The sequence below is a fragment of the Bradyrhizobium sp. NDS-1 genome (assembly GCF_032918005.1).
Taxonomy (GTDB): Bacteria; Pseudomonadota; Alphaproteobacteria; order Rhizobiales; family Xanthobacteraceae; genus Bradyrhizobium; species Bradyrhizobium tunisiense.
Window position 1 is genome coordinate 127274 of sequence record NZ_CP136628.1, and the last position, 21852, is coordinate 149125.

Sequence of the window (21852 nt, forward strand, 5' to 3'; positions counted from 1 at the left end):
GGCACAATAGCGAATTCGGATTGCCCGCGATGTAGCCATTGCCGGCGGGCCGCGCAAGCACGGCTCGGTCAGATCGCGGCCAGCATGATGCAGATCATCGCCGCGACCGTGATCCGGCTGGCGCCGTCACGGAAGGTGTAGAGAATTGGATCATCCGGCATCTCGCGGCGATGCGCCATCATCAGGGCGCGGCCGAACCAGTAGAGCAGCAGCGGGTTGAGCAGCCACAGCATCCAGGGCCGGCTGTACAGCGGCGTCACCGCGCTCGAGGAGACGTAGAGCGAGAACACGGTCACCGCGTTCATTGCGCTCGCCGCCGCCATCGCGCCGATGACATGCAGATCGGTGACGCGATAGTCGCGGTTGGAGGGATCGGCGAGGCCCGCGCTCTCGCGCATGCTGAGCTCGCTGAAGCGCTTGATCAGCGCCAGCGAGGTGAACACGAACAGCGAGAAGATCAGCAGCCATTCCGAGAGCACCACGCCGACGCCGACCGCGCCGGCCACGATGCGAAGCGTGTAGAGACCGGCGAGCGTGACGATGTCGACCAGCATCTTGCGCTTGAGCACGAGCGAATAGGCGATCGTCGTGGCGAGATAGGCGCAGAGCACGCCGAGGAACAGCGGCGAGATGCAGAGGGCGGCTGCGGCCGCGAACAGCCACAGCGCGGGGATCGCGAGCAACGCGGACGAGATCGGCAAGTCGCCGGCCGCGAGCGCGCGATGGCGCTTGGTCGGATGCTGCCGGTCGGCGGCGAGATCGAGCAGATCGTTCATCAGATAGGCGCCCGACGCGCAGGCCGAGAACGCCAGGAACGCCAGCATCGCGGAGCCGAAGCTGGCAAGGTTCAGCTGATGCGCGGTGATGACAGGCACGAACACCAGCGTGTTCTTGGCGTATTGATAGACGCGCAGCGCCTTGGCCCAGGTCTTGAGGCTGGCTCTGCTTCTATCGCGGTTTTCGACGTGCTCGATGGAGGCACGATCGAACGGCAGGCTGCCCGCAGCGAGATCGGCCGGGGTGACGACGCCATCAAAACCGAGATGCGTCGCGATGCCGGCGGCGTGCTCGGCGAAACGATCCGCGACGAGGTAGATCTTCCCGCCCCGCGCCCGCGCCGCCAGCGCCCGGTTCAGCACGTCGGAATCATAGGGCAGATGGGCGTAGTCGATCTCGGCCCGCGCCAGGATATCGGTGAGCGCCGCCATGCCCGGTCGTCCACCGGCACCGAAGCGGGCGAGCATGAGGGCGGGCCGGCTGAAGAGCGCTTCCATCAGCAGCTCCGAGCGCAGCAAGGCGCCTTCGAGATCGATGACGAGCGTCCGCGCAGCCGCCGGGGTTGCCGACGGGGTCGATGCGCTAGAATCGTATTGCCGGGCAGGCTGCTCCATCCGAAAGCGCTTCTGGTGACCTCAACATGACGGCATTCAGCCGGGGGGAGCAGGGAAATGGACGGCCGCGAGCCTAGCGGGCATTCGCTAAGGGCGGCTTAATCGGGGCTGCAGGAGCAGCGGAAACACGGTTTTGGGGCGCCCGTCAGCTCGGCGACAAATGCAGCTTTATCAATGAGATAGGCCCAAGCAAACGATCATTGCACCTTCTTTTGCGCAGGCGCGGCTGGCTTGACGGGCGCCACCTGGGCTTGCGGCTGCGCCGCTGCGGATTCCGGCGTCGCGATCGCGATCGCGAACAGACGCCATTGCCCGCCCACGACCTGAAACGTGAGATCGAACTGGATCTGCTGCGGCCGGGTCGGAATGTAGCCTGCAAGGCGCAGCATTCCGCGCTGATCGAGCGCCGGCGCCTCGCTGAATTGCGGCGCCAGCAGTGCCGCACCATAGAGATCGAAGTTGCGGCGCCGCAGGTCGAGAAAGTTCAGCCCGAGATCGGCGGCGGTGTTGCGCGCTTGGAAGTCGGGCGCGGCGAGGTCGCGCAGCACCGTGTAGTTACCGGTGCGGTTGGCATCGTTGAGCGTGAGCAGCGTCGAGCGGATCAGGTAGAGTGCCTTCTCCAGCGTGACCGGCAGCGACGATTGCGCCGGGGCCGGCTCGGGCGTCTTCTGCTGAGCCATCGCCCTGTCATTCGCACAGGACAGCAGCAGCGCCAGTGCGATCAGAGCTCGCGCAATCAATTGCATGGAACGGCCCTGCTACCTTCACCAGCCGACGCGCATGCCGACGCGGCCGCCTAATCCGCCGCCATTCGTGCCATAGGTCAGCCCGCCACTGGCCTGCACGTGCTCGCTGACGCGCAGCGCCGCGCTCATGGAGAGCGCATTGGTGTTCTGGAACGTTCCCCAGTTCATGCTCATCGCGATCTTCTCGGACGGCATCAGCCACGGCGAGCCGGACATCGCAAAGGCCATCGCGACACCGTTGATCGCCTTGCCGGTCCTGCCGTCGAGGTCGTTGAGGCGGGCATTGATGCTCGCGAGCTGGCTGTTGATGCCCGCGATATCCGCAGGGCTCGCAAACCCGAGCGCACCGAGCGAGGTGGCGGCGAGATTGCCGGCAGCGTCCGTCGTGACGAGCTGCACCGGCCCGGACTGCGCGGCCGCGCTCGCTGCCGAGGTAACGCCTGACATCGTGTAGGTGTTGCTCGCCGTCCCGTAGACCTGCTGGTTGGCGCGCGTCGCGGTTGCGCCATTGCCGATCGCTGTGGCATTCGCGAAGGTTGCCGATGCGCCATTGCCGAACGCCGACGAATTCGCGCCGGTGGCGTTGGCGCCGTTGCCTACCGCGGTGTTTGCAACACCGTTTCCGTTCGCCTTGGCGCCGTTTCCGACCGCAATGTTGAAGCTGCCGGTCCCGCTGGCATTGGATAGCGCCCCGTTCGCGATATTCCCGGAGTTGGAGCCGCTGGCATTCGCCAGATAGCCGGTCGCCGTGTTGAAGCTGTTGGTGCCAAATGCGACGGCGGCGTTGCCGGTGGCGACGTTGTTGCTTCCGGTCCCGCTCGCGTTGGTATTCACGCCGGTCGCGATATTGAAGCTGTTGTCGCCGGTCGCGTTGGAGTTGGGGCCGGTCGCAATGTTGCCGCTGCCGTTGCCGAAGGCGTTGGCGTTGGTCCCCGTCGCGGTGTTGGCGCTGGCGTCCCCGTAAGCCCTGGCGACAAACCCGGTCGCAACATTTCTGCTGTTGTTGCCGGAGGCATTGGAACTGCGCCCTGTCGCGACGTTCCTGCTGTTGTCTCCGTTGGCTAGGGCGGTCAGCCCGGACGCAAGATTGCCGCTGTTGTTGCCGCTGGCGTTGGCGCCCGCGCCGGCCGCGATATTGGTACTGTTGTCACCGCTGGCTTGCGCGTTATTTCCGGACGCCATGTTTTTGCTGGCTTCACCGCTGGCAATGGCTCCCGCTCCGGTCGCGCTGTTGAAACTGTTGTTGCCGCTGGCGTTGGCATTGTTTCCCGTCGCGGTATTGGAGCTGCTGTGGCCGCTGGCATTGGCGGAACCGACGGCAATATTGCTGCTGGCATTTCCGTCAGCGTAAGCGCCGCTCCCGATCGCGGAGTTGTTGCTACCCGCACCCGGAGCGGAGGCGGAGGGCCCGCAGGCAAAATTGCCTGCAGAGCCGGCCGCACTGGCGCCTTGATCGGACAAGGTACCATCCACGCAGATGAACTGGGCCCGGGCTTGCGGCGCGCCGGCACAGACCGCGATCGCGGCAAGCAATGCCGTCGCGAGACAGGCGGCGATTCGCGCGCGCAACGAAATCATCATGTTGGTCCCCCCACCCCGTCTTCCAACCTTGCGACCGGCAAGTGGCGCGAAGAACGAAGACCGCCGTCATTTCCAGCCGCGGCCACCACAGCGTAAATGCGATTGACGCTTCCGGGGCACGCGACATTCAAAGCATGCGGGCCATGGCCTTGGGAAGACGCCGATGCGCGGCGGACCGCGCGGCATTCAGTCCCCCCATGTTCATGGGGTGCGGGCGGTGCGCTCGGCTTCTCAATCCGCGCACTCTCTTCTGGCAAAGAAGCCGGACGGCTCGTCGGGCGGGGGCTGTTGCCCGGATCCCACAAGCCGGCGCGAGTTCAGGTTTCCGGCGGGATGAGAGCTATCCAACCCGTGAAAATCGTGCCGGCCCACCCCATCTGCCAGTTTCTCTCCCCGCTCCGGACGAATCGAGACCCATGACCGAACAGACGCTCGCTGCGCCGATCGACGACCCATCGAAACGCCCGCGCGGCTTCTCCCGCTATCAGGCGCTTCTCATTGCGCTGCTCGCGTTCACGCAGTTCACCATCATCCTCGACTTCATCATCATGTCGCCGCTCGGCGCCATCCTGATGCCCGCGCTCGACATCACGGCCGGGCAATTCGGCATCGCGGTGTCGGCCTACGCGTTCAGTGCGGGCATTTCGGGGGTGCTGGCCGCGGGCTTCGCCGATCGCTTCGACCGCAAGCGCCTGCTGCTGTTCTTCTATGTCGGCTTCACGCTCGGCACCATGCTGTGCGCAGCGGCGCCGAACTACCATGTGCTGCTGATCGGCCGGATCGTGACCGGGTTGTTCGGCGGCGTAGTCGGCTCCGTCGTGCTGGCCATCGTCACCGATTTGTTCGCGCTGCATCTACGCGGCCGCGTGATGGGCTTCATCCAGACCGCATTTGCCGCGAGCCAGGTGCTCGGCATTCCGGCCGGGCTGTTTCTCGCCAATCACTGGAGCTGGCATGTCTGCTTCATCGCGATCGTCATCGTGTCGATCGCGGCGATCGTCATCATCGCGTTCGCGATGGAGCCGGTCGATGCGCATCTGAAGCTGAGGCAGGACAGAAACCCGTTTCGCCACCTGGTCGCGACGATCGGTGAGCCGCGCTATACGCTGGCCTTCGCCGTCACGACATTGCTGGCGACCGGCGGATACATGCTGATGCCGTTCTCCAGCGCCTTCACCGTGCACAATCTCGGCATCGACATCACGCATCTGCCGACGATCTATCTCGTCTCCGGCCTGTTCAGCATCGTCACGGGACCGCTGGTCGGCAGGGCCAGCGATGCGTTCGGCAAATATCCGACCTTCGTGTTCGGCTGCGTGATGACCGTCATCATGGTGCTGATCTACACCCGTCTCGGTCCCGTCTCACTCACGACCGCGATCATCGTGAACGTGCTGATGTTCATCGGCATCTTTTCACGGATGATCCCGTCGCAGGCGCTGATGTCGGCGATCCCCGATTCCACCCAGCGCGGCTCATTCAGCGCGGTCAGCGCCTCGCTCCAGCAGCTCTCCGGCGGGCTCGGCTCGGTGCTCGCCGGCGCGATCATCGCGCAAGGGCCCGACGGCGCGCTGATCCATTTCGACCGGATCGGCTACGTCGTCGTCACGACGACGATGGTCACGCTGGTGATGATGTATTTTGTGCAGAAGGCGGTGGCGGAGCGGGCAGGGAAGAGGATGGTGTGAGGGGACGGTCCTCAGGTACCCGTCCCGCGCGTGCGACGAGAGCGCCATCTCTATCGGTCTAAGGCAGATCTAATCCTGTTCCACATTGCAGATCTAATCCTGTTCCACATTCAGGTGAACCAACGCAGCGCCTTCCATGACCAAAGTTGCATGTATCACCTATTGGTCGAAAACCTCGTAAGTCGGGTCAAGACGCATTCGCAGGCATTGATCGAAGAGGGCGTTGTCCAATGAAGCTCAAACTTGCCGCCGCGATGCTCGCCGCAAGCCTCCCGCTCGCATCGATGGCTTTCGCCCAGGGCGCCGCGCCAGCCGAACTTGCAGTGATCGATGGCTGCCTGAAGACCGCGGAGAAAACCGGCGGTTTCGGCGGCGCGTGCGTCGGGCTCGTCGCCGACCCCTGCATCAAGGCGGCAGATGGCGCGAATGACGACGTCGCCAAATGGAAAGCCTGCGCGGCGCGCGAACTCGCCGTTTGGACGCAGAAAACAAGTGAGGCGCTCAAGAGGGTCAAGGCCGGCGGGTTCACCGATGTGATCAAGGCCGCTGAGGAATCCCAGAAAACTTTCGCCGCCTCGCGTGATCGCTTCTGCGCGGCCTTCGACAAAGTCGATCCCGGCATGTACAAGGGCGGCGCGAGTTACTGCCGCCTGCGCGAGACCGCGAACCACGCGCTGAGCCTGATCAAGCTCGGCGCTGCGGTGAGCGAGCACTGAGAGGGATCCTGGACCGCGGACCCACCAACCCTCAGATTTCGGGAGGGATCTAAGGCAAAGATGGTGCCCAGGAAAGGACTCGAACCTTCACGGCCGTTAAGCCACTGGCACCTGAAGCCAGCGCGTCTACCAATTCCACCACCTGGGCATGCCGTTTGGGGCACGGAGGCGGTTACTACGGTTCGGTGACGCCGTTGTCAATTCATGCTTGCAGCCCGGTTCGGGATGCCGATTGCGCATCGCAAACCGGCCCGATACAAGCCTGACAGACGCACGCTTTTTTCCGCAGGAACGGCTCCCATGGCATCGAATCTGGAAACTCTCGTCACGGTTTTCGGCGGATCGGGGTTTTTGGGCCGGAATGTCGTCCGTGCCCTGTGCAAGCGGGATTACCGGGTCCGGGTCGCGGTGCGGCGGCCGGAACTCGCCGGCTACCTCCAGCCCTCCGGCAAGGTCGGACAGGTCCATACCGTGCAAGCCAATTTGCGCTACCCGGCCTCGGTCGAGGCGGCGCTGCGTGATTCGCATGCGGTCATCAACCTCGTGGGCGTCCTGACCGAGAGCGGCGCGCAGACCTTCGACGCGGTCCAGGCCCGGGGGGCCGAGACCGTCGCCAAAGCGGCGGCCGCGGCCGGCGCCGAGCTGGTCCATGTCTCCGCAATCGGCGCCGACGCCGAATCGCCCTCCCACTACGCCAAGGCCAAGGCGGCCGGCGAGGCGGCGGTCAGGGCCGCGGTACCGTCGGCGACGATCTTCCGCCCCTCCGTGATGTTCGGGCCGGAAGACCAGTTCACCAACCGCTTTGCGGCGCTCGCCCGGATGTCGCCGGTGCTGCCGCTGGTCGGCGGCGATACCAGGATGCAGCCGGTTTATGTCGGCGACGTCGCCACCGCGATCGCCGAGGCTGTCGACGGCAAGGCCGTCGCGGGCGCGACCTACGAGCTCGGCGGGCCCGAGGTGCTGACGATGCGCGAGATCATCGAGACCATCCTCGAGATCACCGACCGCGAGCGGATGCTGGTGCCGCTGCCGTTCGGCCTCGCCCGCTTCAAGGCCGCTTTCCTGCAATTCGCGCCGGGCGCGTTCAAGCTGACGCCGGACCAGGTCACGATGCTGGAGCGCGACAATGTCGTGTCGGACGCGGCCAAGGCAGCAAGCCTGACGCTGGAAGGGCTCGGGATCACGCCGGATTCGCTGGAAGCGATCGCTCCGCAATATCTCTGGCGCTTCCGCCCGCAGGGCCAGTTCCAGCGCAAGAGCGCGTGAGGTTCTCACCTCTCCGCTTGCGGGAGAGGGAGCGCTCCGCGCTGCCTGGCTACGGCGTCAAAACTTCAGCTTCTTGAACACCGCTTCCGGCAGCGCCTTGATGATCAGCATCACGAGGCGCCATTTGCCGCTGACATAGACGACGTCGTTCTTGTTCTCGACGGCGTTCAGGATCGCATCACCGACCACCGGCGCCTCCACCGTGAGCGGGCCGATCAGCTTCATGCCCTCCGTCATCCTGGTGCGGACGAACCCGGGCTTGACGGTGACGACGTGCACGCCGCCGCGGCTGGCGCGGGCGCGCAAGCCGGAGAGGAACGCGGAGAAGCCGGCCTTGGCCGAACCGTAGACATAGTTCGAGGCCCGGCCGCGATCGCCGGCCACGGACGACACGCCGACCAGCGTCCCGCTGCCGCGCGCCAGGAATCTTTCCGCGAACAGGCCGAGGATCAGCGCGGGCCCTTCGTAGTTCGAGCGCATGATCGCGGTGGCGTGGGCAAGGTCGCTCTCGGCATTCTCCTGCGTCCCGAGCAATCCGACGATCGAGACGACGACGTCCGGCAATGCCGGAAGGCTACCGACAAAGCTTTCGAACGAGGCGGTGTCGAGCACGTCGAATTTGTAGAGACCTACCTCGACAATGTAGCGCGCGCGCAGATCGGCGGCGTCAGGCTCCAGCGCGGCGACATCGCGGCCCGCGAGGCCGACATCGTATCCGGCTTTGGCAAAAGCGCGCGCCGCGGCGCGGCCGATGTCGGAGGAGCCACCGAGCACCAATACAGACTTGCGTGATGTCACGGCCTAGACCTCATCGAACAGACGCTGTGAAAGTTTCGATCGGATGTTGCCGGCGGGATCGAGCGATTTGCGGATCGCGTTGAAACGCTGCAGGGCAGGATAGCCGGCCTCGAAGGTCGCGCGCGACTGACGTGCGTCTTTCGCCAGATACAGCCGTCCACCGGCGGCGACGACCAGACGATCGATCACGTCGAGGAAATTCAGGATGTCGCCCTTCATCGGGAAATCCAGCGACAGCGTGTAGCCGGGCAGCGGGAACGACAGGATACCGTCGCCCTGGCCGAGCTTCTTGAGCACGGCGAGGAAGGACGCATCGCCGCGCCGTGCGACGCGATCGAGGATCTCGCCGAGCACGGCGCGCGCGCCAGATTCCGGGATCACGCATTGATGCTGGAGGAAGCCGCGCTTGCCATAGATGCGATTCCACCCACCGATGCCGTCGAGCGGAAAGAAATACGGATAGAGCGAGACCACATGGCTGCCACCGGCGCGCCGCGCGCCCATGCGGTAATACAGCTCGTTGAAGGCGCGGACGCTGGTGCGGTTCAAGGCCATCGACGGCAGATCAACGGGCACGCTGAGGCCGGGATCCTTGCCCACCGGAAATGCATCGGCGCCGTCCGCCAGCTCGTCTTTGCCAGCATGCTCGCCGAGATAGATCAGCGAACGGCCGAGATCGCGCCCGCGTGCCACGCAGTCGATCCAGGCCACCGAATAGGTCGCGTCATCGCTCGCCTCGAGCGCGCGCATCGCCGCATCGAGATCGGACGCGGAGATCACCCGCTCGCGGATCCATCCGGTGTCGACCCGCCGCAGCCGCACCGTCGCTTCCAGCACGATGCCGGTCAGGCCCATGCCACCGACGGTCGCGAAGAAGGCGTCGGAGTTCTGCTCGCGCGAGGCCTCGATGACCTCACCCTGTCCGGTGCGCAACAACAGGCTGTCGACATAGCGGCCGAAGCCGCCCTCGCAATGATGGTTCTTGCCGTGCACGTCGGACGCGATGGCGCCGCCGATCGAGATGAAGCGAGTGCCGGGTACGACGAAAGGCAGGAAGCCGCGCGGGCCAAAAGTGTCGATCAGGTCCGACAGCAGCACGCCGGCCTCCAGGCGAATGCGGCCCGTCACCGGATCGAACGACCTGACCCGGTCGAAGCCGGTCATCGCGACGGTCCTGACAGCACCGATCGCGGCATCGCCATAGGCGCGGCCGTTGCCGCGCGCGACCGTGCCGGCCGCGACAGCCTCGCCGACCGCCGCGAACGAGCGCGGCCGCAGCAGGTCGCTATCGACGACCGGGAAGCGCCCCCAGCCGCTGACGAGGGTCATGGCTCAGCTCCTGTGCGGGCGCGCGCCGCCCGGCGATGGAGACTGACTAGCGATCAAAAGCTTATTTTGCGTTGAAGGCGCGAGGAAGTTTTCGAGAAGTTAACGCCCCAGCGCCAGCGCGATCAGCCCGAGCGTGCCGACGATGACGCGCCACCAGGCGAACACCACGAAGCCGTGCCGGGTGACATAGGTCAGAAACGTCTTCACGACGATGATCGCGGTGATGAACGAGACCACGAAGCCGATCACGACGATGTTGATGTGATCCATCGTCATGTCGGCGCGGCTCTTGTAGAAATCGTAGGCGAACGCACCGATCATGGTGGGAATGGCGAGGAAGAAGGAAAACTCCGCCGCCGCGCGCTTGTCGGCACCGAGCAGCATCGCCGCCACAATGCTGGCTCCGGAACGCGAGACGCCCGGGATCATCGCCACGCACTGCGCGATACCGATATAGAGGTACATCAGCAGCGGAAATCTGGTGGCCTCATGCTCGCGCGGCTTGAGGTCGAGCTTGTCGACCCAGAGCAGGATGGCGCCACCGACGATCAGCGTGAAGCAGATGACCCACGGGTTGAACAGCAGGAGCTTGATGTACTTGCCGGCGACGAGGCCGACGATCACGGCCGGCAGGAACGCCACCAGCACGCCGATCACGAACCGGCGCGCATAGGCATCACCCGTGAATACGCCGATGACGACATCCCACAGCTTGCGGAAATAGAGCCCTACGATGGCGAGGATCGCGCCAAGCTGGATCAGGACCGTAAACGAATCCCAGAAGGCGCCTTCACCGAGATGGAAGAACCGCTCCGCAAGCAAGAGGTGGCCGGTCGAGGACACGGGAAGGAACTCGGTCACGCCCTCGATGATGCCGAGGATCACTGCCCGTACTGCATCTGACATATTTACGGTCCATTTCGGCTGGAAAAGCGGGGCCCTTCTCGCCTATTCGCCCCCATGCCGCAATCGCAAAATGCGACATCACGCTCTTGCTTCGCGGTTTTGAAGGACTAGTGTGGCGCCGCACAAACATTGATGGATTCTTAAGCACCATCAAATAGTCAAAGGCTTCATGTTTACGCTGTTTCATCATCCGTTCTGTCCGCATTCGCGCTTCATCCGTCTGATCGCGGGCGAATACGGGCTCGACCTGAAACTGGTCGAAGAGCGCAGCTGGGAGCGGCGAGAGGCGTTTCTGTTGCTCAACGCGGCCGGCACGACGCCCGTGATGGTGGACGACGAGCAGCCGCCGATCCCGGGTGCGGCGATCATCGCCGAATATGTCGACGAGGCCTATGGTGCCGAGATGGGACCCAAGCGCCTGATGCCGGAAACGATCTCCGAGCGCGTCGAGGTGCGCCGGTTGATGGCGTGGTTCAACGAAAAGTTCTTCGAGGAGGTCTCGCACCCTCTCGTCACCGAACGCATCTACAAGCGCTTCATGAGTGAGGAGAACGGCGGCGGGCCACCTTCGGCCGACGTGATGCGTGCCGCCAAGGCCAATGTGCGCTATCATCTGGCCTATATCGGCTGGCTGGCGCAGACGCGTAATTTCCTCGCCGGCGACCGCCTCACTTACGCGGATCTCGCCGCCGCGGCGCACCTCTCGGCGATCGACTATCTGGGCGACGTGCCATGGAGCGAGGACGATTCAGCAAAGGCGTGGTACGCGCGGGTGAAGTCCCGCCCGTCGTTCCGTCCGCTGCTGAGCGAATGGCTGGCCGGCGTGCCGGCGTCGCGGACCTACGTGGACCTGGATTTCTGAGCTCCGATCCGACTGCACTGAAAACGGCACTTGCGCGCGAAGCGCGCGCGCTCGGCTTCGATTGCATCGGCGTCACACGACCCGGTACGATCGAGAACGCCGGAAAATACTTCCTCGAATTCATCGCCTCGGGCGGTCACGGCGACATGGACTGGCTCGCCGCCCAGCCGGAGCGCCGCGTCGATCCGCGCGGGCTGTGGAGTGACGTGCGCAGCGTCATAATGCTTGGCGTCAATTACGGTCCCGCCTCCGATCCGCTCGCGGTCCTCAAGCAGCGCACACGCGCGGCGATCTCGGTCTATGCGCAGGGCGACGACTATCACGACCTCATCAAGAAGCGGCTGAAGGCGCTGGCCCGCTGGCTGGTCGCAACCGCGCCGTCGGAGGTGAAGGTGTTCGTCGACACCGCGGCGGTGATGGAGAAGCCCTTGGCGCAAACCGCGCATCTGGGCTGGCAGGGCAAGCACACCAACCTCGTCTCGCGCGAATTCGGCTCGTGGCTGTTTCTCGGCGCGATCTACACCACGCTGGAGCTGCCGCGCGACGACGCCGAGATCGATCATTGCGGCTCGTGCCGGGCCTGCCTCGACATCTGCCCGACCGCGGCGTTCCCCGCGCCCTACAAGCTCGATGCGCGGCGCTGCATCTCGTACCTGACCATCGAGAACAAGGGGCCGATCCCGCGCGAGTTTCGCAAGGCCATCGGCAACCGCATCTATGGCTGCGACGACTGCCTTGCGGCGTGTCCCTGGAACAAGTTCGCGCAGGAAGGACGCGAGGCCAAGCTCGCCGCGCGCGACGAATTGCGCGCGCCCGGACTTGCAGAGCTTGCGCGGCTCGACGACGCCGCGTTTCGCGCGCTGTTCACGAAGTCCCCGGTCAAGCGCATCGGCCGCGACCGGTTTTTGCGGAACGTGCTGATTGCGATCGGCAACTCGGGTGATGCGGCGCTGGCAGAAGAGGCGCGGCGATTGCTCGATGATGCGAGCCCGCTGGTGCGTGGCGCCGCGGTGTGGGCGCTGGGGCAGTTGCTGGAACGGGCGGCGTTCGAGGCGATGAAGTCTGCCGCTGCGAACAGCGAGCCCGACGAGAGCGTGCGTGAGGAGTGGCGGGCTGCTTCCTAAGTCTACGCTGTCATTCCCCGCGAAGGCGGGGAATCCAGTACGCCGCGGCCTATCGATTCCATCACTGCTGCCGCGGCGTACTGGATCGCCCGGTCAAGCCGGGCGATGACACCTTTTGTTTGGCGGGCATACACGCTCTCACCACCCTTGATTTCCCCATCCATTCCCGCAATCTCGCGCGTCATGACAAACATCCCTTTCTTCACCCGCGACGGCGACACATTCCATCCGACGGAAGTAGCCAACGGTCCGTGGGATCCGACATCGCTGCACGGGCGCGTCATCATCGGCCTGCTCGGCTTCGCCATCGAGGAACGCCATTCCGGCCCCGAATTCGTGCCGGCGCGGCTCACCGTCGACATGTTTCGGCTGCCGACCATCGACAAGCCGATCGAGGTGACGACGCGCCTGGTGCGCGACGGAATGCGCATCCGCGTGGTGGAAGCGGAGTTCGTCTCCGGCGGCGTCGGCATGGCGCGCGCCTCGTGCCAGCTGCTACGCAAGACGCAAAACCCCGAAGGCAATGTCTGGTCGCCGCCGAACTGGGATGCGCCGAAGCCGGCCGACATTCCCAAGCCCACCGACCCCAGGCTCGGCATGAACGGCAAATGGACGACGCGTCCCATCGTCGGCCATATGGGCTCGCTGGGTCCGCGCCGGCTGTGGATGAGCGAGGTGCGCGAGCTCGTTGCGGGCGTGCCGATGACGCCGTTCGTCCATGTCGCCACCGGCGCCGATTTCGCCAGCCCGTTTGCGAACGCCGGCGACAAGGGACTCGGCTACATCAACAGCGACGTGACGATTTATCTGCACCGTCTGCCGGTGACGAACTGGATCGGCTTCGAGGTGGTGAACCATCACGCCACCGATGGCGTCGCGATCGGCGAATGCTGGCTCTACGACGAACAGGGCCCGATCGGCACCGCGACGGTGGCGGCGCTGGCGCAGCGAAAGCCGATCGTGAATCCGTCGAAGCGGTAGAGTGGCGCGCCCTACTTCAGATGCCGCCGCATCTCCGGCCGCGCCTTCAGCTCGGCGCCCTGCCTGGCGACGATCTTCGCAATTCTTTCAGGCGCAAACTTCAGATCGACGAACGCCGGCGCGGTGTTGGCGACCTCGTGATAGCCAGCGATCTTGCCGTCCTTCAGCGTCATGATCGCCACACCCTCGAACATCGCCCGCGCGCCGTTCGCTTCCGGCAGGGTCGAACGATAGCTGAAGGTGTAGCGCGCATAGAGCGTGGTGCCGTCCGACACGGGCTCATGCATGTCCCAGCGGAAATCGGTCGCCGTGCGATAGAACCAGTCGTCGATCAACTCGGCGATCTTGGGGCGGCCGGTGAAGGCGCCGTAGAAGACGTCGTGATACACGCCGTCCTCGGTGAACAGCTCGGCAAACGCGCGGCCGTTGCGCTGCTCGACCGCATCGCAGAACGCGCGCAGCATGGCGGTGGTGGTCATTGGAGCGTCTCCCTTCTCATTCTCCGTCATGCCCCGCGCAGGCGGGGCATCCAGTACGCCGCGGCTTTTCGGTTCTATCGCTGCCGTCTCTGGAATACTGGATTGCCCGCCTTCGCGCGCAATGACAGCGAGTTCACCCGATCTCGGCGACCGCGGCAAGAAGGCGCGCGATGTCCTGCGGGCGGGAGAGGCGATGATCGCCATCCTGGATCATGGTCAGCACGACGTCGTCGGCCGGCAGGCGGTGCGTCAGCGCGAAGGCGTGCTGCCAGGGCACGTCGGGATCCTTCGCGCCTTGCAGGATGCGGACCGGGCAGCCGAGATCGATGGCGCTGCCGAGCACGAGATGATTGCGCCCCTCCTCGATCAGGTTTCGCGTGATCGGGTAGGGCGAGCCGTCGCCATAGTCCGACGGCCTCATCCAAACGCCCTTGGCCTCGATCTCCCGCTTCACCGCGGGCGAAAAATTCTTCCACATCAGCTCTTCGGTGAAGTCCGGCGCCGGCGCGATCAGCACGAGTCCGGCAAGCGAGGCCTTGGCTTGTTGTTGCTCTTGCCGCTTCTTGATCTCGCGCGCGAGCAGCAGCGCCATCCAGCCGCCCATGGACGAGCCGACCAGGACCTGCGGGCCCTCGCAGAACCGCTCGAACACAGCCACGCTCTCTTCGAGCCAGCGCCCGATGGTTCCATCGGCGAAATCGCCGCCGGATTCGCCGTGACCGGAATAGTCGAACCGGACCATTGCGCGACCGTGCTCCCGGGCCCAGCCGTCAAGCGCCACGGCCTTGCCACCCTGCATGTCCGACTTGAATCCGCCCAGCCAGACCAGTCCCGGACCTTTTCCGGCGCGGCGGCGCACCGCGATCCTGCGTGCCGACGGGCCCTCGCCCACTTCGATGAAGTCAGGCACGGCATCGGGAATTATATCGGTCATGGAACGTTTACTCTGGCTGTGCGGTTTGACCTCTCCGGGGTGCCTCCTGCGACGCAACCGGATGCGGCATTGCCCGTTTGGGACGCTTGCGGAACAGACACAAGGTGTCTATGTCGGTCAGCGTGCCCAGGCGTGGCCAAAATACCTCGCATTTGAGGGTTTTTCGCGTCTCGCACGAGCGACTTGCTTGCCGGCAACCGCATCTTCCTTCAAGATAGCCGCTTCTTTCACAACTTTGGAGAACCACCCATTCGCCGTCCTAATAAAGCTCCGCCCGCTGCCAGCAAAGACGGGCCGCGCATCAATGATGATATCCGCAATGCGCAGATCCAGCTGATCGATCAGACCGGTGACAATAAGGGCACGGTCGAGACGGTCTTGGCCATCAAGATGGCCCAGGAAGCCGGTATGGATCTGGTCGAGATTTCGCCGAATGTCAGCCCTCCCGTCTGCAAGATCATGGACTACGGGAAGTACAAGTACTCGGCACAGAAAAAAGCCGCCGAAGCCCGCAAGCGGCAGAAGACCGTCGAGATCAAGGAGATCAAGCTCCGTCCGATGATCGACGATCATGATTACGACGTGAAGATGCGCGCGATGCAGCGGTTCTTCGAAGAAGGCGACAAGGTCAAGATCACGCTGCGCTATCGTGGCCGCGAAATGGCGCACCAGGAGATCGGCACCAAGCTTCTGGACAAGATCAAGACCGACGTCGCCGAGCTCGCCAAGGTCGAGCAGGACGCACGCTTCGAGGGTCGCCAGGTCGTCATGGTGCTGGCGCCGCGCTGACGCCGGTTTGTTTGGAACGAGAGAGTTCAACGGCCCGTCCGGATCTCCGGCGGGCCGTTTGTGTGTCAGGTCCGCGTCGCCTGCCAGGTGCCGCTGCACTGGTCTCCGAAAATGATCCCCTTCCACGACCCGGTGCCGTTCACACGGGCGAGCCGGCCACCGCCGCTGGCATGGGACGCGCCGACCGAGACATGGACCGCGACTGCACCGCCGCGATTGACCCTGCCGGAAACCCGGCCGCCGCCGGCGGACGAGACCCGGCTGCCGGTCACGGCGAACGGGACGCTGTAGCCCGAGCTGCAATTGCCCCGCGTGGTGGCGAAAGTGACATTCCAGACGCCGTCATAACTGCCGACGCGGGCGTCGGCGGTCGACGGCAACGCAGCCGTTGCCAGCACGACGAACAGCGCCAGACGGCGCGGGCGGGCGAACGCGGTCAAAGACGGAAGTAACTGGGAAAAATGGGCCATTTTGGTCCCGCTCCGGGCGACAGACTTGGACATGAGACTCGGGCATGAGAGACGCAATTTCCGGATAGTCGCCGGGCAGGTTCCGGCGGTTCATCGTTGCCAATGGGCTTGTCCTCTGGCATAAGCCCAGCCTTCATCGCCCGGCTGATTAAGGGCTGCCGTGGCGGTGTTTCGTGCGGGTTTCGCGCTTGTTCGTAAAAACCTGAGCACAATCAACGCTCTAACGAGCATTTTGACGGCCAGCCGCCTTCGCGGGCGGATCTCTGTGGCCATTAGGAGAGCCAAATGCCCAAGCTGAAGACCAAATCGGGCGCTAAAAAGCGCTTCAAGGTGACTGCCACCGGCAAAGTGATGCACGCCCAGCGCGGCAAGCGTCACGGCATGATCAAGCGGACGAAGAAGCAGATCCGTCAGCTCCGCGGCACCCGCGTGCTGTTCAAGACCGACGGCGACAACGTCAAGAAGTACTTCTTGCCGAACGCCTGATCGCGTCCACGATCATTGCCAACCGTGCCGCGTCATGCGCGGCAATCCGATAACCAAAGTCATCTCTGAAGGATTTCGTCATGTCTCGCGTCAAACGCGGTGTGACCGCCCACGCCAAGCACAAGAAAGTCTACAAGGCCGCCAAGGGCTTCTACGGCCGCCGCAAGAACACCATCCGCGCCGCCAAGCCGGCGGTCGAGAAGGCGATGCAATACGCCTTCCGCGATCGCAAGCGCAAGAAGCGGACGTTCCGCGCGCTGTGGATCCAGCGCATCAACGCAGCCGTCCGTCCGTTCGGCCTGACCTACAGCCGATTTATCGACGGCATGGCCAAGTCCGGGATCACCGTGGACCGCAAGGTGCTGTCGGATCTCGCGGTCCACGAGCCCGCCGCGTTCCAGGCCATCGCCGAGAAGGCCAAGGCCGCGCTGGCGGCGTAAGGCTTGCGCTAGCGGGCCTTCTGGCCCGCAGCCTGCAGCGCGCGTTGCGAGTAACGCTGGGCGACCTCCGCCCGGCAGAATGCCGTAAACGACCGATACATGGTGCCGGACTTGCTCCGGTACTTGACGTCGCATGCGTGCATCTCGCGCTTGTAGGCCTGCGCCCGCGCGGCGCTGAGGCCGGGCTTGAAATCCGCCTCGCACTTCGTCTCGACGGCGGCGCCGAGCTCGACATCGCCGCTCGCGGTCAACTGGCAGTCCCTGAAGACCTTCATCGCGCTTTCGCAACTCTTCTGGCTGCTGATGGCGGCCGCGACCTCGTCCAGCGTCATCGATTGCTCCATGCAGACCATGGCGCGCGCCGGGGTACCGGCAATGGACAGAACAGCGGCCAGAACGGCCCAACAGCATTTCGAAGGCATCGCGAAGGTCTCCTCGTATCCTTCCTTGGTGGCCCGCGCTCTCGCGAGGTTCACCCCGGCCAAGCGGGAGCCCCAAAACACCGGGTTTTTGCTTGACGTTACGCCCTTCCGGCGGCGACAACCCAGCCGAATTTGGAGCCAAGGATTTGACTGTGTCCGACCTCGCAACGCTCGAAACATCCATCCTCGACCAGATCGCCGCCACCGGCGATGAAGCCGCGCTCGAAGCGGTGCGCGTCGCAGCCCTCGGCAAGAAGGGCTCGATCTCGGCGCTGCTCGCCACGCTCGGCAAGATGTCGCCCGACGAGCGCAAGACGCAAGGCGCGGCGATCAACCAGGCCAAGGACAAGATCACCGAGGCGCTCGCCGCACGACGCGATGTGCTGAAGTCCGCGGCGCTCGATGCGCGGCTGGCGTCGGAGACCGTCGACGTCACCCTGCCGCTGCGCGACGCGCCGACCGAGGCCGGCCGCATTCATCCGCTGAGCCAGGTCTGGGACGAGCTGACCACGATCTTCGCCGACATGGGCTTCTCGGTGGCCGAAGGCCCGGATATCGAGACCGACGATTACAACTTCACCAAGCTGAATTTCCCCGAAGGCCATCCCGCGCGCGAGATGCACGACACCTTCTTCTTCCATCCGAAAGAAGACGGCTCGCGCATGCTGTTGCGCACGCACACCTCGCCGGTGCAGGTGCGCACCATGCTGAGCCAGAAGCCGCCGATCCGCGTGATCTGCCCGGGCCGCACCTATCGCATCGATTCGGACGCGACCCACACGCCGCAATTCCACCAGGTCGAGGGCCTCGTCATCGACAAGACCTCGCATCTCGGCCACCTCAAATGGATCCTGCACGAGTTCTGCAAGGCGTTCTTCGAGGTCGACCACATCAACATGCGCTTCCGGCCCTCGTTCTTCCCGTTCACCGAGCCGTCGCTGGAAGTCGACATCCAGTGCCGCCGCGACAAGGGCGAGATTCGCTTCGGCGAGGGCGAGGACTGGCTCGAGATTCTCGGCTGCGGCATGGTGCATCCGAACGTGCTGCGCGCTTGCGGCATCGATCCCGACGAGTATCAGGGCTTCGCCTGGGGCATGGGCATCGACCGCATCGCCATGCTGAAATACGGCATCGCCGATCTGCGCCAGCTGTTCGACAGCGACGTCCGCTGGCTGTCCCATTACGGCTTCAAGCCGCTCGAAGTGCCGACGCTTGCCGGAGGGCTGAGCTCGTGAAATTCACTCTTTCCTGGCTGAAGGACCATCTCGACACCGACGAGCCGCTGGACAAGCTCGCCGAGAAGCTCACCATGATCGGGCTCGAGGTCGAGAACATCGAGGACAAGGCGAAGGCGCTCAAGCCCTTCACCATCGCGAAGGTGATCTCGGCCGAGCAGCATCCGAATGCGGATCGGCTGCGGGTCTGCATGGTCGACACTGGCGACGGTGGCGCGCCGGTCCAGGTGGTGTGCGGCGCGCCGAATGCGCGCGCGGGCCTCGTCAGCGTGTTCTCGCCGCCCGGGACCTATATCCCAGGCAAGGACATCACGCTCGGTGTCGGCACCATCCGCGGTGTCGAGAGCCGCGGCATGCTGTGCTCGGCGGCGGAGCTGCAGATCTCCAACGATCATGACGGCATCATGGAATTGCCGGCCGATGCGCCGCTCGGCGCTGCTTACGCCGAATGGGCGGGGCTCGGCGATCCCGTGGTCGAGATCAACCTGACGCCGAACCGCCAGGACTGTACCGGCGTGCACGGCATCGCGCGCGACCTCGCCGCCGCCGACATGGGCAAGTTCAAGGACCCCACCGTCAAGCCGATCAAGGGCGAGTTTCCCTGCCCGGTGAAAGTCACGGTCGAGGATTCCGCGCTCTGTCCGGGCTTCGCGCTTCGCCTCGTGCGCGGCGTCAAGAACGGGCCGTCGCCGGAATGGCTGCAGAAGCGGCTGACCGCGATCGGGCTGCGGCCCATCAACGCGCTGGTCGACATCACCAACTTCATGACCTACGACCGCGCGCGTCCGCTGCACGTGTTCGACGCGAAGAAGGTGAAGGGCAATCTCGTCGTGCGCCGGGCTCGCGACGGCGAGAGCCTGCTCGCGCTCGACGGCCGCACCTACAATCTCGATCCGTCGATCTGCGTGATCGCGGACGAGCACGGCGTCGAATCGCTCGCCGGCATCATGGGCGGCGAGGCCTCGGGCTGCGATGAAAACACCACCGACGTGCTGATCGAATCGGCGCTGTGGAACGAGATCAACATCGCCCAGACCGGCCGCAAGCTCGGCATCAATTCCGATGCGCGCTATCGCTTCGAGCGCGGCGTCGATCCGGCCTTCATGGTGCCGGGCCTCGAGCTCGCGACCAAGCTGGTGATGGAGATGTGCGGCGGCACGCCGTCCGAAACCGTCGTGGTCGGCAAGGCCTTCGGCGACGATCATTTGATCGAATTCCCGATCACCGAGGTCAAGCGTCTGTCCGGCATCGAGGTGCCGCAGCCGGAGATGAAGCGCATCCTGACCCATCTCGGCTTCATGATGGCAGGCCCCGGTCCGGTCGTGAAGGTCGCGGTGCCTTCGTGGCGCTCGGACGTGCACGGCAAGGCCGACATCGTCGAGGAAATCGTCCGCATCTTCGGCGTCGACAAGGTGCCGATGACGCCGTTCGAACGCGGCGAGGACGCACGCAAGCCGGTGCTGACATCGCTTCAGCTGCGCACCCGCCGCGCCAGGCGCGCGCTCGCAAGCCGCGGCATCATCGAAGCGGTGACATGGTCCTTCATCACGAAGTCCGCAGCGCAATTGTTCGGCGGCGGGCAGCGCGAGCTCGAAGTCGCCAACCCGATCGCGTCGGATCTCTCCGACATGCGTCCGACCCTGCTCGCGGGTCTGATCACGGCCGCGCAGGCGAATGCCAATCGCGGCGTGAGCGATGTGGCATTGTTCGAGGTCGGTCAGGTCTTCAAAGGTGATCGCCCGCAGGATCAGTTCATGGCTGCAAGCGGCGTTCGCCGCGGCTTTGCCTCGTCGGAAGGCCTGGGACGGCACTGGTCCGGTTCGACGCAGGCAAATGTGTTCGGCGCCAAGGCGGATGCGCTGGCGGTGCTGGCTGCCGCAGGCGCGCCGATGCAGGCGCTGCAGATCGTCGCGGGCGGCCCGAAATGGCTGCATCCCGGACGATCCGGCACGATCCAGATCGGTCCGCAAAACGTGCTCGGCACTTTCGGCGAAGTGCACCCCAGAGCGCTCGAGGCGCTCGGCGCCGATGGGCCGCTTGTCGTGTTCGAGGTGATCCTCGACCGCATCCCCGAGGCGAAGAAGAAGCCGACGCGCGCCAAGCCCTTGATCGAGCTCTCGGCGTTCCAGCCGGTGTCGCGCGACTTCGCTTTCATTGTCGACCGCGCCGTCAAGGCCGGCGACATCGTCCGCGCGGCGCAAGGCGTCGACAAGAAGCTGATCACCGGCGTCAATGTCTTCGACGTCTACGAAGGCAAGGGCATCGACGACGGCAAGAAGTCGATCGCCATCGCGGTCACGCTTCAGCCGCGCGAGAAAACCCTGACCGATCAGGAGATCGAGGCCGTCGGCGCCAAAATCGTGGCCGAGGTCACCAAGAAGACCGGCGGCACGTTGCGCGGATGAGTCCTGCTGACTTCCTTCCGAAGGACGTCAACCTCACGATCGCGGCGGCGCTCTGCGCCGTCGCTTTCGTTTCCGGCACCGCGCGCGGCTTTTCCGGCTTCGGCTCGGCGCTGATCTTCATGCCGCTGGCGAGCAGTATCGCGGCGCCGCGGCTGGTTGCCGCCCTGCTGCTCGTCATCGATTTCATCGCGGCCGCGCCGCTGCTGCCGGACGCATGGCGGAAGGCTGACCGCAAGGCCACCGCGGTGATCGTGCTGGGTGCGCTGGTCGGCGTCCCCGTCGGCACTTATTTCCTCAGCGTGCTCGAGCCCGTCACGACGCGCTGGATCATCTCCTGTTTCGTCGCCGCGCTGTTGCTTCTGCTGCTGTCGGGCTGGCGCTATCGCGGCAAGGACCACGCCTGGCTCTCGGTCGGCATCGGCAGCCTCTCTGGCTTCTGCAGTGGCCTCGCACAGACCGGCGGTCCGCCGATCGTCGGCTATTGGCTCGGCCGCCCCATCGCTCCGATCGTCGCCCGCGCCAATATCGTACTGTTCTTCGGCGCGTCGGATTTCTTCTCGATGGTCAGCTACGCGGCCACCGGCCTGATCTCGCGCGAGTCGCTGCTGCTATCGCTCATCGTCGGCCCGGTCTATGCGGCGGGTGTCGCGTTCGGAGCCTCGCTGTTCGGCCGGGCCAGCGAGCGGGTGTTTCGCGGCATCTGCTACGCGCTGATTGCGATGGCGGTGATTGCCGGGCTGCCGGTGCTGGACGGGCTGTTGCGATAAACCGCTGCCGTCGTTACTGCGAACGCAGGGACGACAG

The 21852-nt window shown here is 64.8% G+C and carries 23 protein-coding genes and 1 tRNA gene; 12 read left to right on the top strand and 12 right to left on the bottom strand.

Annotated elements, in window-relative coordinates:
- Positions 1-68 precede the first annotated feature (68 nt).
- The 3 genes from RX330_RS00570 to RX330_RS00580 all read right to left on the bottom strand — a co-directional run bounded on the left by RX330_RS00570 (position 69) and on the right by RX330_RS00580 (position 3718).
- Entirely contained in the window at positions 69-1391 is a 1323-nt protein-coding gene (locus RX330_RS00570; protein ID WP_317241706.1) for a UbiA family prenyltransferase, read from the bottom strand.
- Between the two features lie 197 nt (positions 1392-1588).
- Complete coding sequence (locus tag RX330_RS00575; RefSeq protein WP_317241707.1) at positions 1589-2137, bottom strand: hypothetical protein; 549 nt, start codon at positions 2135-2137, stop codon at positions 1589-1591.
- 18 nt (positions 2138-2155) lie between these two features.
- The gene (locus RX330_RS00580; protein WP_317241708.1) at positions 2156-3718 is read right to left on the bottom strand and encodes a hypothetical protein; all 1563 of its coding nucleotides are present in this window, start codon (positions 3716-3718) and stop codon (positions 2156-2158) included.
- A gap of 416 nt (positions 3719-4134) precedes the next feature.
- On the opposite strand from RX330_RS00580, the gene RX330_RS00585 reads away from it, so the two are divergent.
- Positions 4135-5406 carry an MFS transporter gene (locus tag RX330_RS00585; RefSeq protein ID WP_317241709.1) on the top strand — a complete coding sequence of 424 codons (1272 nt, stop codon included), beginning with the start codon at positions 4135-4137 and terminating at the stop codon, positions 5404-5406.
- A 254-nt stretch (positions 5407-5660) separates the two neighbouring features.
- Positions 5661-6122 carry a lysozyme inhibitor LprI family protein gene (locus RX330_RS00590; RefSeq protein WP_317241710.1) on the top strand — a complete coding sequence of 154 codons (462 nt, stop codon included), beginning with the start codon at positions 5661-5663 and terminating at the stop codon, positions 6120-6122.
- 61 nt (positions 6123-6183) lie between these two features.
- On the opposite strand, the gene RX330_RS00595 is transcribed toward RX330_RS00590, so the two are convergent.
- A tRNA-Leu gene (locus tag RX330_RS00595) sits at positions 6184-6270 on the bottom strand.
- A 152-nt stretch (positions 6271-6422) separates the two neighbouring features.
- On the opposite strand from RX330_RS00595, the gene RX330_RS00600 reads away from it, so the two are divergent.
- Positions 6423-7388: a complex I NDUFA9 subunit family protein gene (locus RX330_RS00600; protein ID WP_317241712.1), complete on the top strand. Its 966-nt coding sequence runs from the start codon at positions 6423-6425 to the stop codon at positions 7386-7388.
- A gap of 57 nt (positions 7389-7445) precedes the next feature.
- On the opposite strand, the gene RX330_RS00605 is transcribed toward RX330_RS00600, so the two are convergent.
- The 3 genes from RX330_RS00605 to RX330_RS00615 all read right to left on the bottom strand — a co-directional run bounded on the left by RX330_RS00605 (position 7446) and on the right by RX330_RS00615 (position 10421).
- Positions 7446-8186 (bottom strand): SDR family oxidoreductase, encoded by a 741-nt coding sequence (locus RX330_RS00605; protein WP_317241714.1) that lies wholly within the window; start codon positions 8184-8186, stop codon positions 7446-7448.
- Between the two features lie 3 nt (positions 8187-8189).
- The gene (locus RX330_RS00610) at positions 8190-9515 is read right to left on the bottom strand and encodes an FAD-binding oxidoreductase (protein WP_317241715.1); all 1326 of its coding nucleotides are present in this window, start codon (positions 9513-9515) and stop codon (positions 8190-8192) included.
- A 99-nt stretch (positions 9516-9614) separates the two neighbouring features.
- Positions 9615-10421, bottom strand: coding sequence for an undecaprenyl-diphosphate phosphatase (locus RX330_RS00615; RefSeq protein ID WP_317241716.1), 807 nt, complete (start codon positions 10419-10421; stop codon positions 9615-9617).
- 169 nt (positions 10422-10590) lie between these two features.
- On the opposite strand from RX330_RS00615, the gene RX330_RS00620 reads away from it, so the two are divergent.
- A complete protein-coding gene (locus tag RX330_RS00620; protein WP_317241717.1) occupies positions 10591-11283 on the top strand; it encodes a glutathione S-transferase family protein in 693 nt (230 codons plus the stop codon).
- Positions 11232-12407 (top strand): tRNA epoxyqueuosine(34) reductase QueG, encoded by a 1176-nt coding sequence (queG, locus tag RX330_RS00625; RefSeq protein ID WP_317241718.1) that lies wholly within the window; start codon positions 11232-11234, stop codon positions 12405-12407. Before RX330_RS00620 ends, queG begins: the two co-directional genes overlap by 52 nt.
- A 2-nt stretch (positions 12408-12409) precedes the next feature.
- Here queG and RX330_RS00630 read toward each other — a convergent pair whose 3' ends face one another.
- Positions 12410-12592, bottom strand: coding sequence for a hypothetical protein (locus tag RX330_RS00630; RefSeq protein ID WP_317241719.1), 183 nt, complete (start codon positions 12590-12592; stop codon positions 12410-12412).
- Between RX330_RS00630 and RX330_RS00635 the strand changes: the two genes are divergently transcribed.
- Positions 12591-13388, top strand: coding sequence for an acyl-CoA thioesterase domain-containing protein (locus RX330_RS00635; protein ID WP_212083115.1), 798 nt, complete (start codon positions 12591-12593; stop codon positions 13386-13388). The genes RX330_RS00630 and RX330_RS00635 overlap by 2 nt on opposite strands.
- Before the next feature lie 11 nt (positions 13389-13399).
- Here RX330_RS00635 and RX330_RS00640 read toward each other — a convergent pair whose 3' ends face one another.
- On the bottom strand, positions 13400-13867 hold the full coding sequence (locus RX330_RS00640; protein ID WP_317241720.1) for a nuclear transport factor 2 family protein: 468 nt from the start codon (positions 13865-13867) through the stop codon (positions 13400-13402).
- A gap of 133 nt (positions 13868-14000) precedes the next feature.
- The gene (locus tag RX330_RS00645) at positions 14001-14801 is read right to left on the bottom strand and encodes an alpha/beta hydrolase (protein WP_317241721.1); all 801 of its coding nucleotides are present in this window, start codon (positions 14799-14801) and stop codon (positions 14001-14003) included.
- Between the two features lie 249 nt (positions 14802-15050).
- On the opposite strand from RX330_RS00645, the gene infC reads away from it, so the two are divergent.
- On the top strand, positions 15051-15590 hold the full coding sequence (gene infC / locus RX330_RS00650) for a translation initiation factor IF-3 (RefSeq protein ID WP_085969949.1): 540 nt from the start codon (positions 15051-15053) through the stop codon (positions 15588-15590).
- Between the two features lie 65 nt (positions 15591-15655).
- On the opposite strand, the gene RX330_RS00655 is transcribed toward infC, so the two are convergent.
- Positions 15656-16060 carry a hypothetical protein gene (locus tag RX330_RS00655; protein WP_212083106.1) on the bottom strand — a complete coding sequence of 135 codons (405 nt, stop codon included), beginning with the start codon at positions 16058-16060 and terminating at the stop codon, positions 15656-15658.
- 285 nt (positions 16061-16345) lie between these two features.
- Here RX330_RS00655 and rpmI point away from each other — a divergent pair, with 285 nt between their 5' ends.
- Complete coding sequence (rpmI, locus tag RX330_RS00660; protein ID WP_008539890.1) at positions 16346-16546, top strand: 50S ribosomal protein L35; 201 nt, start codon at positions 16346-16348, stop codon at positions 16544-16546.
- Between the two features lie 80 nt (positions 16547-16626).
- Entirely contained in the window at positions 16627-16986 is a 360-nt protein-coding gene (gene rplT, locus RX330_RS00665; protein WP_212083103.1) for a 50S ribosomal protein L20, read from the top strand.
- Positions 16987-16994: 8 nt separating this feature from the next.
- Here rplT and RX330_RS00670 read toward each other — a convergent pair whose 3' ends face one another.
- The gene (locus RX330_RS00670; RefSeq protein ID WP_317241723.1) at positions 16995-17408 is read right to left on the bottom strand and encodes a hypothetical protein; all 414 of its coding nucleotides are present in this window, start codon (positions 17406-17408) and stop codon (positions 16995-16997) included.
- Between the two features lie 152 nt (positions 17409-17560).
- On the opposite strand from RX330_RS00670, the gene pheS reads away from it, so the two are divergent.
- From pheS to RX330_RS00685, 3 genes are read left to right on the top strand one after another with little or no spacing between them, the layout of a single operon-like run.
- A complete protein-coding gene (gene pheS, locus RX330_RS00675; protein ID WP_317241724.1) occupies positions 17561-18643 on the top strand; it encodes a phenylalanine--tRNA ligase subunit alpha in 1083 nt (360 codons plus the stop codon).
- Positions 18640-21048, top strand: a complete 2409-nt coding sequence (pheT, locus tag RX330_RS00680; protein ID WP_317241725.1) for a phenylalanine--tRNA ligase subunit beta — start codon at positions 18640-18642, stop codon at positions 21046-21048. Before pheS ends, pheT begins: the two co-directional genes overlap by 4 nt.
- Complete coding sequence (locus RX330_RS00685; protein ID WP_317241726.1) at positions 21045-21815, top strand: sulfite exporter TauE/SafE family protein; 771 nt, start codon at positions 21045-21047, stop codon at positions 21813-21815. Before pheT ends, RX330_RS00685 begins: the two co-directional genes overlap by 4 nt.
- The last annotated feature ends 37 nt before the right edge of the window (positions 21816-21852 follow it).